8 protein-coding genes are annotated in these 11,923 nt (G+C 45.1%); 5 read left to right on the top strand and 3 right to left on the bottom strand.

Features of this window, described 5'->3' with window-relative positions; genetic code table 11:
- Positions 1-100: 100 nt before the first annotated feature.
- From FHS57_RS03150 to FHS57_RS03140, 3 genes are all read left to right on the top strand, one after another.
- Entirely contained in the window at positions 101-538 is a 438-nt protein-coding gene (locus FHS57_RS03150) for a MarR family winged helix-turn-helix transcriptional regulator (RefSeq protein WP_028526256.1), read from the top strand.
- 162 nt (positions 539-700) lie between these two features.
- Complete coding sequence (gene topA / locus FHS57_RS03145) at positions 701-3,166, top strand: type I DNA topoisomerase (protein ID WP_183971413.1); 2,466 nt, start codon at positions 701-703, stop codon at positions 3,164-3,166.
- A gap of 184 nt (positions 3,167-3,350) precedes the next feature.
- The gene (locus tag FHS57_RS03140) at positions 3,351-4,211 is read left to right on the top strand and encodes a dienelactone hydrolase family protein (RefSeq protein WP_183971411.1); all 861 of its coding nucleotides are present in this window, start codon (positions 3,351-3,353) and stop codon (positions 4,209-4,211) included.
- Between the two features lie 218 nt (positions 4,212-4,429).
- Here FHS57_RS03140 and FHS57_RS03135 read toward each other — a convergent pair whose 3' ends face one another.
- From FHS57_RS03135 to FHS57_RS03125, 3 genes are all read right to left on the bottom strand, one after another.
- Positions 4,430-7,108 (bottom strand): TonB-dependent receptor, encoded by a 2,679-nt coding sequence (locus tag FHS57_RS03135; protein WP_183971409.1) that lies wholly within the window; start codon positions 7,106-7,108, stop codon positions 4,430-4,432.
- A gap of 140 nt (positions 7,109-7,248) precedes the next feature.
- The gene (locus FHS57_RS03130; protein ID WP_183971407.1) at positions 7,249-9,285 is read right to left on the bottom strand and encodes a putative porin; all 2,037 of its coding nucleotides are present in this window, start codon (positions 9,283-9,285) and stop codon (positions 7,249-7,251) included.
- Between the two features lie 73 nt (positions 9,286-9,358).
- Positions 9,359-9,994 carry a 3-keto-disaccharide hydrolase gene (locus FHS57_RS03125; protein ID WP_183971406.1) on the bottom strand — a complete coding sequence of 212 codons (636 nt, stop codon included), beginning with the start codon at positions 9,992-9,994 and terminating at the stop codon, positions 9,359-9,361.
- Positions 9,995-10,100: 106 nt separating this feature from the next.
- Here FHS57_RS03125 and FHS57_RS03120 point away from each other — a divergent pair, with 106 nt between their 5' ends.
- Together FHS57_RS03120 and FHS57_RS03115 are read left to right on the top strand one after the other, a co-directional pair.
- On the top strand, positions 10,101-10,775 hold the full coding sequence (locus FHS57_RS03120; protein ID WP_183971405.1) for a peptidoglycan DD-metalloendopeptidase family protein: 675 nt from the start codon (positions 10,101-10,103) through the stop codon (positions 10,773-10,775).
- Positions 10,776-11,068: 293 nt separating this feature from the next.
- A complete protein-coding gene (locus FHS57_RS03115; protein ID WP_183971404.1) occupies positions 11,069-11,908 on the top strand; it encodes a CvfB family protein in 840 nt (279 codons plus the stop codon).
- Positions 11,909-11,923 lie beyond the last annotated feature (15 nt).

Genomic DNA, 11,923 nt, shown 5'->3' with positions numbered 1-11,923 from the left:
TCGTGGCTTACGATTTGATAGTCAGATATTCTTGTTTTATTTTGCAAATCAATAGTTAGTAAGCCAACTTGTGTTTCTAGGTCTATAGTAAACGATAAAAATGACTCACCCATCTGATTCCCGTGCTTATTTTTTTAAAATCGACACCACCATTAAGAAAATCAGGAACGTCCTACAAAAGCGTTTTAATGAAGCTGGCTTTGACCTGACCGTGGACCAATGGGTGCTCATCGACCACGTGGCTCGCAACGAAGGAATCAGCCAAAATACCCTTGCCGAGCTTACCACCAAAGATGCCCCGACCGTTACTCGTATTCTGGATTTGCTCGTTAAAAAAGATTTGGTCGAACGGCGTATGTCGGAGGAAGACCGTCGGAAATTTAATATTTATTTAAAACCCGAAGGCCAAAAGACCTTTGAAACGGTATTGCCTGTCGTCAAAGAGATTCGTCGGCAAGGCTGGGGACAGCTCAGCGAGGAAGATTACGGGCATTTTGTTCGGATTATGGACTCGATTTATCAAAATTTTAGCGATTAAAAGTGCGCCTTTTCGTCGAAAAAATCCCCTATTCTAGCATTATTTATTACCAGTTAGTACCTGTTTAACCCCTTAAATCGTCTGCCCAAAATAAGGATTTGATATTTTTTACACAAAACCCTCCTATATTTGAAGGCAGAATTGGGACCAAACACACCCTCCATGTCAAAAAACTTAGTAATAGTAGAGTCGCCGGCTAAGGCCAAAACCATTGAAGGATACCTCGGGAAAGACTTCACCGTCAAGTCCAGTTTTGGGCACGTGCGTGACTTACCCGATAAAGATTTAGGGGTAGATGTCAAAAATGGTTTCCAACCCCTCTACGAAGTATCGCCTGATAAAACCAAAGTTATCAACGAGTTGAAAAAGCTTGCCAAGTCTTCCGAAGAAGTATGGCTCGCTACCGACGACGACCGTGAAGGAGAAGCCATTTCGTGGCACCTCAAAGAAGCATTAGGCTTGTCTGATGGCACCAAGCGGATTGTTTTTCGAGAAATTACCAAAACCGCCCTACAAAAAGCGATTCAAAGTCCACGTTCGATAGACATGGATTTGGTCAATGCCCAACAGGCACGTCGTATTCTCGACCGCCTTGTAGGCTATGAGCTTTCGCCTGTCTTGTGGCGTAAAATCAAAATCGGCAACAACAGCGCCCTCTCAGCAGGACGGGTGCAATCGGTGGCGGTTCGCCTCATCGTAGAACGCGAGCGAGAAGTAGATGCCCACGAGTCGAAATCCACCTATAAAGTAACGGCACGTTTCGATTTGGCAGGGGGCAAAGTATTGGAAGCCGAACTTCCTAAAAACTTTGAAACCGAAGCCCAAGCACGCGCTTTTTTGGAAAAATGTAAAGGAGCCACGTTTAGCATCCGTAACTTGGAAGTTAAACCTGCCAAAAAATCACCCGCTCCGCCATTTACTACCTCTACCTTACAACAAGAGGCTTCGCGTAAGCTGAGTTTTTCGGTGGCCCAAACCATGACGGTAGCTCAAAAACTCTACGAAGCAGGTAAAATCTCGTACATGCGTACGGACTCTACCAACTTATCGGAAGAGGCACTCCAAAAAGCAAAAGACCAAATTACGACCGAGTACGGCGACAAATACCACCAACAGCGGGTTTTCAAGACCAAATCGGAATCGGCACAGGAAGCCCACGAAGCCATTCGTCCGACCAATTTTGGAGAACTTAAAGCCAGTAGCGACCGCAACGAGCAACGCTTGTATGAGTTGATTTGGAAACGTGCCATTGCATCGCAAATGTCTGATGCGCAGCTGGAACGTACGATTGCCACCATTGGCATTTCGACTACTGCGGAAGAACTCGTAGCTCAGGGAGAAGTCATTAAATTTGACGGTTTCTTAAAGGTATATCTGGAATCGAAAGACGACGAGGAAGAAGATACCAAAGGAATGCTTCCTCCGCTCAACATTGGGCAGGTGTTGGCCTTAAATATTCTTAAAGCAACGGAGAAATTTTCACGTCCAAAACCACGCTATACGGAAGCGAGTTTGGTGAAGCAACTCGAAGAAATGGGCATTGGGCGACCATCAACCTATGCGCCTACGCTTTCGACCATCATTCGCCGCGAATACGTGGTAAAGCAAGACAAAAAAGGACAAGAACGCGAATACAATGAGCTTTCGCTCCGCAACGACCAACTTACCGAAACCAAAGGTAAAGAGACGTTTGGGGCCGAAAAATCAAAACTTTTTCCCACCAACACAGGCATGGTGGTGAATGACTTTTTGGTGGACTTATTCCCTGACGTCGTTGATTTTTCTTTTACGGCTAATGTCGAAAAAGAATTTGACGAAATTGCCGAAGGTAAACTGTCGTGGCAACAAATGATTGATGGTTTCTACCAAGGTTTTCACCAAAAAATCGGAGATGTCGAAGGCTCAAACATCGTTAAGAAAAATACGGTTCACGACCTAGGCATCGACCCTAAAAGTGGGAAGCCCGTTTCGGCACGTATCGGCAAATTTGGCCCATACGTTCAGATTGGCGAAAACATCGAAGGGGAACCCAAACCACAATACGCCAACCTCAAAAAAGGGCAGTTGGTAGAAACTATCTCGCTCGAAGAAGCACTCGAACTCTTTGCCCTGCCGCGCGAAGTTGGGTTCTTTGAAGACAAACCGATGATTGTGGGAGTTGGGAAATACGGGCCTTACGTAAAACACGACGATAAGTTTTATTCGCTCGACCGCAACGACGACCCTTATACCGTAGGCGAAGAGGCGTGTGTACTGGCCATTAAGCTCAAACGCGGCGACCTTGCCAACGAAGGTGAAGGACTCGGCGAGCTGGAAGGAAAACCAATGACTACTGGCACAGGACGATACGGGCCGTTTATCAAGCACGATGACAAATACTATTCGTTGCCTAAAGGCGCTAGTTTACAACGCCTTACCCGCGAAGAAGCACTGGAAATCATCCAGAAAAAGCGGGAAGCAGAAAGCAACAAAGTCATCAAAGAGTTTCCCGAAAACACAACGGTCAAGGTACTCCGTGGCCCTTACGGCCCTTATATTGCCGTTGGAAAACGCAACATCAAAATACCAAAAGATACCGATCCAGCGTCTCTTACGTTGGAAGATTGCCTAAAACTAGCAGGGAGCTAGGACTTGGCAATCTCAATTTAAGCTATTTTTTGAAAGTGCGGGCGGTTATGAATAACCGCCCTTTTTTATGTAAATTTTTTAGGATAGGAAGCTTTGAAATCGCCCAAAAAACAAGTAGTTTTTAACCAAAATTGTGTTATTAACTTACTCAGAATCAATACCCATTGCTAAACTACTTACCATCATGGATCAACGCATTATTAACCTCTTCGACGAGTACACCCACAAACCCCTCAAGCGCGAAGATTTTTTTCAACGCCTTACTTCACTCACGGGCAGCACCGCCGCTGCCATGGCCGTTTTACCGCTTTTGGAAGTCAATTATGCCAATGCAATGACGGTCAAACGCAACGATGAGCGTCTTACGACCGAGTATGTTACTTATCCAGGAGAAGAAACCCAAATGAAGGGTTACTTAGCTCGCCCAGCAGGAACTGGCAAGTACCCTGCGGTGGTGGTCATTCACGAAAACCGTGGACTTAACCCGCACATTGAAGACGTTGCTCGCCGCGTGGCTTTGGCGGGCTTTATTGCCCTTGCTCCCGACGCCCTCTCGCCCTTTGGAGGAACACCCAACGGAGACGACGAAAAAGCACGCTCCTACTTTGGACAACTCGACGCCAAAAAGAACCTCAGTAATTTCATCAAAGCTTTTGATTACTTAAAAGGCCGTGCCGATTGTACGGGCAAAACTGGCTGTGTTGGGTTTTGTTGGGGCGGTGCAATGGCCAATCAGCTTGCCGTAAACGTGCCCTCGCTCAACGCTGCCGTCGCTTACTACGGACGCCAAGCCGAAGCAGCCGATGTCCCTAAAATCAAGGCGTCGTTGATGCTCCACTACGGGGGTCTCGACGAGCGCGTAAATGCGGGTATCCCTGCCTATGAAGAAGCCCTCAAAAAAGCAGGTACCGATTACCAAATTTTTGTGTACGAAGGTGCCCAACACGCTTTCAACAACGATACCGCACCTACCCGCTACAACGAAGCTGTGGCTAAACAAGCTTGGGGTCGGACGATTGAGTTGTTTAACAAAAAATTGAAGTAAATCTCAAAAAAGTGGGGTTGTAAGCAACCTTTGTCACGGGAGGTTGTGAGCAACCTCCCACACACGAAAAAAGCGGGGTTGTAAGCAACCCCTGTCACGGGAGGTTGCTCACAACCTCCTCAATACCAGCAAATGGTTTTGGCATCCAAAGCAAAAGCCCCTCCGATTGCTCGGTAGGGGCTTTTTTCTAACGATATGGATATAATCAAAAAGCTGTCCTAACCACCACGGCGTCCACCCATGCCGCCTCCACCACCTTGGCCACCGCCATCGTTGGAGTTATCACCGCCTTGTTTCGAGTCGTCGTTGTTCACGCTTTTCTTACGTTGGAAGAAGTTGCCATCAAAAGACATCTTACCAAAACGCTTGCGGAACGTAATACGGAAACCACGGTTGTACATGTAGTTAACTTGCTCCTGAGTAAATACGTTACCCGGTGTGCTGCTGCTTAAATTTGTACGCTGTTTGAAGGCATTTTGCAAGAAGTTCTCAGCACCAAAGCCAAGGCTTGCTTGTTTCTTTTTGAATTCTTTCAAGATGTTGAAGCTATAGCCCATAAATCCACCTTGCGTTCCTTGCAACTGAATTTCACGAGCACGTCCAAATCCGAACAACTGCGCACTCCAGTCTTTCCCTAATTGGTACTGTACTTGTCCAAAAAGGTTAAATGTCCAGTTTTGGTTGCTGATTCCCAACGCAGGGCTGTTCAACATGATATAACGCACATCGAAGTTACCATTGATGGTCAATCCACGGGCTGGTTTTACCATCGCAAACACGTTAAGTCCGTACGCACGGTTGCTTCCAATGTTTTGGAAAGTTGTTAACAGAGAATTGTTATTCACAACTACTGTTCCAGTACTTACGCCCTGTGCCAAGGTCAATTGGTTAAACAATTCTTGGCCACCACGATAACGAACCGTCTCAATCGAGTTGTCGGTCATACGGGTATAAGCTGAGAAGTTCAAGGTCGTTGTTTTGAAGAACGTACTCAAGTTTACTTCAAAGTTGTTGGTATATTCAGGGTTCAAGTTCGGGTTACCAAACGAGATATTGAAAGGATCACTTTGTGAAACGTTAGGATTCAAGAACTGAATCGAAGGACGCTGAATACGACGGTTGTAGCTAAAACGGATTGTTTTTCCACCTCGCAAGCTTTTCGATACCGTCAAACTTGGAATCAATGAGCCAAAATCAGGCAAGTTTGTTTCTGGCGCATCTTGGTACTTAGCAGCTAACTGCGTGTATTCGTAACGAAGACCAGGTTTGAAGCCCCACTTGTTTTTGGTTTGGAACAAGAAAGATAGGTAACCCGCATACACGTTTTGGTCGTAGCTAAATACGTTGGTACGAAGTGGATTGGCTTTCAATATACCTGTTCCTGTGCTGTCGTAGTTGAAACGGAAATCACTTTCGATGTGGCGCAAAATCATTTTAGCCCCTGTTTCGATTTGTACGTATTGGCTCAACGGGTCTTGGTAGTCAATTTGTACTGTGCGTTCTTGTGTCTTGCTCTTGTTGGGGTTACTTTCACGGTAAGTGATTTCGCCTACTGACAATCCTTGATACAAATCACGCGTGTAGCTGTTATCACCCGTGTTTTGGCTAAACTGGGCCAACACACTAAACTCTTTTCCTTCTTTCTCAAACTTGCGGGTATAGTCCAAGTTGAGGTCTAAGTTATTCCCCAAATTCTTGGTATTAATTTCGTTACCAAACGTAGGTGTTTTTACGCTATTAATAAAGCTATACGACTGCTGGGTGTTATCGAGATTAAACGCACGGCGGCTATTGCGGGCACTAAACGTAAGGCTATTTTTAGCATCAATCGAGTAATCTAAGCTCAACTGAACGTTTCCAAAACCACCCAACTGTTGTCCGTTATTTTCTTGACGTGTACGCAAAGTCTGACCGTTGGCAAGTTCGCGGCTGATGTCGATATAACCACCCGTTGGCGGGTACATCATACGGCCACCTGCATTGAGGCCAACTCCCAATTTCTTGGTACGCAAGTTGACGTTTCCAAACAAGTTGCTCGAACGATTACCACCTGCTATATCAACCGACCCTGTGATTCCTTGAAGGTTGTTTTTCTTGGTAATGATGTTAATAATCCCTGCCGAACCTTCCGCGTCGTATTTTGCTGAAGGCGACGTGATTACTTCAATCGTTTTGATTTGGTCAGAAGGAATCATTTTCAACGCATCGGCTACGCTGTTGGCAACGATGGTCGAAGGCTTGCCATTGATAAGCACGCGGATGTTTTGGCTTCCACGCATCGACACGTTTCCGTCCAAGTCCACCGAAAGCATCGGCACTTTACGAAGTACGTCTCCAGCGTCACCACCTGCGTTAGAAATATCTTTTTCGGCGTTGTACACCAAGCGGTCCACTTTGTCTTCGATAAGGGCTTTTTCACCTTTTACCGTTACTTCAGTCAGCGTAAGTACATCTGGTGGAAGGCTCACATTGCCTAAGTTTTGCTCTTTTTGTCCTTTACCAATGGTCAATTTAGCAACTTCGGTGTTTTTGTAACCGATAAAACTTACCACAAATTTAAAATCACCATCGGGCACACTCTTTAACAAAAATGCACCTTTCACATCCGTCACTGTTCCATCGACAGGCTTTCCTGACTTTACATCAAAAATGGCCACAGTAGCATACTCCACTGGCTTGCCTGATACTGAGTCAACCACAATTCCTGAGATACGACCGTTTCCTTTAGGAAGATCAGGCAACGCTTTCTGTTGTTGATTCATTCCTCCCATTGAACCGTTGCGATCCCCTCCTCTTCCCATACCACCACCACCAAAGCCTCCTCCTCCTGGGAACTGAGCAGAAGCGGCGTAATTCATACCTAAAACGGCTGTTAGAATGTAAAATATTCTCTTCATTGTTGTATTTATAAAAAGTCTGTCTATCTCTTAGACAATAATTCAAGTACAAATGTTGCTGACTCTCTGTTAGTATTCAGAGAAAAACGACCAAATGCAAGGTCTGGACGACTAAATGGGGGTAAATTATAGACGAACTATTAGTCAAATAGCGGCCAATTGATGCCAAAGCCCAAAGAGCGCCCTACAACAGGGTAAAGGGGAGTAGAGAAATAGCCACGGTTAAAAGGCCCTTGAAAACCTTGACCCGCGTTGGCCATTTTGATAAATAACCGCACACGGTTGATACGGGCATTGATAAAAAACTCCGTATAAACCACGCCTTCGGTTTTGATCGAGTTTTGAAGATGAAACTGCTGGGTCAAAGGCATATACGCATCCGCATAATACGTTGATTTATAGTGGATTTCTGCCCCTAACTGCAAGAATAACACTTTATAATAAACGAAGTCAAAAGTAGCTCTAAAGTTGGCCATGAAGCGAGGAATCCGCAGTACGTTGTCGTTCGACACAAGTGTGTAGTAGGTCTGGCTCAAAAACTGAAACTTCCCAGGTTTCCATTGCGCCAATGCCCCCACTTTTATTACACTAAAAGGCGACGTAAATTGTCGTACTACCGCTGCCGTATCATAATAAATATAATTGCTAATCAAATGATAATCAAGGCGTGGGCTGAAATGGACTTTTTTGGTATTGAGGTTAATCTGCCCGTAAATAGTGTTGGAGTTGACCAATCGAAATTGATTATCCCAACGAAGGTGATTACTATTGTAATACTGTTGAAGGAAAGTAGGCGACGACAAAGACGTGAGATAACCCACAGAAAACCATTTACTTACGATATCTCCTTTTATTTTAAAGTCTTTTCCTAGAAGATATTCAAATTCGGCAGTAGCGCGCTGGGTGCTATCTTTCAAATAATAAGCCAACCAAAGCCCCACAAAGTTTTCAAATCTCCTGTGTTTGCTACTTCCATCTGTATTTGATGACAAAAGAGAATCTAACACAATGCTGCGAGGTATTTGATTATGCTTTTCTACCATGTTCATCAAACGCACTCGGTAATGGGCGCGGTAATTGAAGCCAAGGTAACGGCCTTTTATACCAAATTTGTTTTCAACCAGCCTAAATGCAACTTGCTGACGGGTACTTGCCGAATTGTAAATATAAGACCTAGACTGGAGGGTATTTATTTTTTGTAAAGTTGGTATCTGGTAGGTAGAATCATAGTAGTAGTTATTGTAAAAACCGTATCGACTCCCCTGCGATAAATCGCTATCAGAATAAATATCAATGGTTCTTTTATAATCAAACACATGATACACCTGAAAACCCTGCGCCAATACGTATTGCTGGTAAATATGCCAATTGTTACGGCGTTCCCACGATTGGGCCGTTTTTAGAATTGCCGACGGGTTGTTGTATTCTATCGTTCCATCTGACCTAAAATTCAGTGTATCCGACGACATCCCGCCTTGCTCGTATGCACTGTGATTCAGGTGGTTAAACTGACCCATTAGCAGGTATTTCTCGTCTTTGGAACGATAATTTCCGTGAAATACAAAAGCCCAGTTTTGCGTCAGGTTGTTTTGGGAGTCGCTGGTACCACTCGTACCGAAGTACTTGTTGGTTGTAAAACGCTGGGCGTTGATACCCAAATTGAGGCGAGGCGTGATGTTTTGGCTGTGGTCAAAACGGGCAATGTTTTGCCCTAAACCACCCAATGCTAAATAAAGATTGGTGTAGGGAGACTTCGTATCAAAATACTTAACATCCTGAACAGCATAAGCGTAAGGCGTGTACGCATCGTACCCAAACTGCGTTCCAATCTGCTCAATAGGGCGGTAAAAGAGGGAACGAGAAGCCGTTCCCAAATTCCCCAAATCGACCAGCTGAAAATCAGCCCGCTGGACGAAATTATAGCGATGAAAACCGTCGTAAGACGTGTCTATGGCATAGAGCGTCTTGCGGTTGTTGAAGACATCTTCTTCCAAAAAATAGCGCGACGTATGCGGCCCATAAATCATTTTGGTCGAATCGTCGAGTTTGACTTGTCCACCTTGACCTAAGCCACCTCCCCCGCCGCCGCCAAACGACCCGTTTCCTGGCATACGAATTTGGCCGTAGCTTACTGCCGACCAAATGCTACAAACGATGATGAATAACCACTTTTTCACACCGCAAAGTTAGCATAAGTTTCTGCTCAATGCGTTTTCAAAAAGGATTTAAGAAAATTTAACCAATCAAACATTAATCTGGCAGTATCTTTACCATGATGTCTTTGTACATCACTTTGCTTTTGGGGTCGTGGGCTTGGAGGGCAAAAGTACCGTTGCTGATTTTACGGCCTTCCGTAATTTTTTGTCCTACTTCCTCAGGTTCGGTATAGTCAATCACTGTTTTGTCATTGATTTTGACCCGAATACGCTTGCCTTCCACGATGATGTGCTCGGTGTACCATTCGTTGTCGTTGACAAACACATCTTTCAAATCTTGCACGCCATAAACACTTCCTGTACGGCGCCAGTCGGTATGTGAGTTATTTACTTGAATTTCGTATCCTTTGGAAGGCCAGCCTTTTTCTTGGTACTTAGTATGAATGTACATACCAGAATTGGCACTTGGGAAGGTCATTACTTGGGCCTTGTATTCAAAATTTTTGAAGTCGTGGCCGTTGATTTCGCCGTCGTAAAACAAGTGACCGCGCGGGCCATTGACCACAATAGCGCCGTCTTCGACTTTGAACGAACTCGCATTTTCGCCTACTTTCCAGCCTGCCAACGATTTTCCGTCAAAAAGTGAAATCCATTTTCCTGTTTTTGCTTTTTGGGCAAACCCAGCCGTCGCCAAAAAGAGTAGTGCGACAAGACTAACCGTTTTTTTCATCTTTGTTATGGATATAAAGGTTTAAAACTGTATAAGGATGTCGAGGGGTTATTACTACTTTTGTTGTGTCAATTCTTTTTGTCAACCATCGTAATTTTAACGTGTTTTGATTGAGCAACTACTTCTTCGTCATGACTTTGCGCCTGTGGTTCCTTTTCAGTGGTCAAAAGGCAACTACCTTGTGCTTGATTTTACGGACAACAATCCCGACCTAGCCACCGTCGATTTGCAAAACAGTGAAGCTTTTTCGGGCTATGTTTTTGGAAAGCTGCAACAAGCCAAAGTGGTGGTAGGCGTAGGTGGCTATAACGAACACCGCACGATTTACCGCCGCAGTGCGCATTTCCAACAAACCGACGAGCCGCGTTGTATTCATTTGGGCATTGACATTTGGGCGTCGGCGGGTACACCCGTCTTTGCCCCACTCGACGGCAAGGTGCATAGTTTTGCTAATAATGCTAACTTTGGCGACTACGGCCCAACGATTATTTTGGAACATCAACTTGAAGGAACGACCTTTTATTCGTTGTACGGCCACCTCAGCGAAGAGTCCTTGTGGGGATTGTACGAAGGCAAGGTCATTGAAGAAGGGGAACGTTTTGCGAGTTTTGGCAATTACCCTATCAACGGCGATTGGCCGCCTCACCTTCATTTTCAGCTGATGACAGCTATGCTTGGCCTCAAAGGCGACTTCCCTGGTGTGTGTTCATTGGCAGAACGGGAAAAGTTTTTGCAACTTTGTCCCAATCCTAATCATATTTTGAAAATCGAAGAACTGTAATAGGGAGTGTCGAGGGTCGAGTGCAGACGGGGTCGCCCGAGCGATGTCGAATGTGTGGAGAATTGCTCTCGTGAAGAGGGTTGCTAGTGTGAAGAGGGTTGCTCACAACCCGACGAGCCTGCGAATGTCGAGTACAGACGGGGGCGCCCGAGCGATGCAGAACGTCGAATGTAAGAAGGGCGCCAACGTGAAGAGGGTTGCTCACAACCCGACGAGAAAGCCAGTAAATTACCGCACGAGCGGCTCCGTAGTGCCTCAGAATAACAAAAAAACTAGAAAAAGTAACTATAAATATGGGAAATCGTCGTTTGCGAATGGGACAATACAACCGCTTGAAAGTCATTAAGCAGTTGGATTTTGGGATTTATCTCGATGGATTTGAAGATGAGATTTTGGTCCCCAAACAGTACGTTCCAGCCGATATACAAATCGGGGATTTTTTGGATGTCTTTATCTATCGCGACTCCGAAGACCGTGCCATTGGTACCACACTTGAGCCCTACGGAACCGTAGGCGAGTTTGTGTATTTGACGGTCACGATGGTCACTTCGTTGGGCGTTTTTATGGATTGGGGACTCCCTAAAGACCTTTTTATTCCGTTCAAACAACAACGGGATAACATGCTCTTGGGTAAAAGCTTCTTGATTTTTATCCACCTCGATACCAAAACCGACCGTATTGTGGGTTCGGCCAAAATTGAACGCTTTTTGGAGGAAGATATTTCGGAACTTTCGGAAGGGATGCAAGTCGATATTTTGCCCTACGAATACACCGACATGGGGATCAAAGCCCTTATCAATCAGCGGCATTTGGGGGTTTTGTACCGCGATGAGGTATTCAAAAACATCGAATTAGGCAAGCCTACGGTGGGGTACATTAAGAAAATCAGGGAAGACCAGAAGATTGATTTGGCACTGGTAGAGCAGTCGTACAACCGCATCGAAGGCAGTAAAAGTGACCTCTACACCCAACTCCAAGAAGCTCAAGGATTTTTACCTTTTACGGACAAATCAGCTCCCGAGTTGATTTATAAAACCTTCGGAATGTCAAAAAAAGACTTCAAAAAAGCCGTGGGCGGATTGCTCAAAGAGCGTAAAATTGAGCTAAAAGACGACGGAATGTACTTGTTGTAAAGCAAAAAGAGCGTG

It is taken from the genome of Runella defluvii, from assembly GCF_014195535.1.
GTDB classification, from domain to species: domain Bacteria; phylum Bacteroidota; class Bacteroidia; order Cytophagales; family Spirosomataceae; genus Runella; species Runella defluvii.
The sequence above is the reverse complement of the archived record's forward strand: the minus strand, read 5'-3'. Positions and strand labels throughout refer to the sequence as shown.

Coding starts and splice junctions, on each gene's coding strand:
- FHS57_RS03150 (WP_028526256.1), top strand. CDS start 101: ATGACTCACCCATCTGATTCCCGTGCTTATTTTTTTAAAATCGACACC.
- topA (WP_183971413.1), top strand. CDS start 701: ATGTCAAAAAACTTAGTAATAGTAGAGTCGCCGGCTAAGGCCAAAACC.
- FHS57_RS03140 (WP_183971411.1), top strand. CDS start 3,351: ATGGATCAACGCATTATTAACCTCTTCGACGAGTACACCCACAAACCC.
- FHS57_RS03135 (WP_183971409.1), bottom strand. CDS start 7,108: ATGAAGAGAATATTTTACATTCTAACAGCCGTTTTAGGTATGAATTAC.
- FHS57_RS03125 (WP_183971406.1), bottom strand. CDS start 9,994: ATGAAAAAAACGGTTAGTCTTGTCGCACTACTCTTTTTGGCGACGGCT.
- FHS57_RS03115 (WP_183971404.1), top strand. CDS start 11,069: ATGGGAAATCGTCGTTTGCGAATGGGACAATACAACCGCTTGAAAGTC.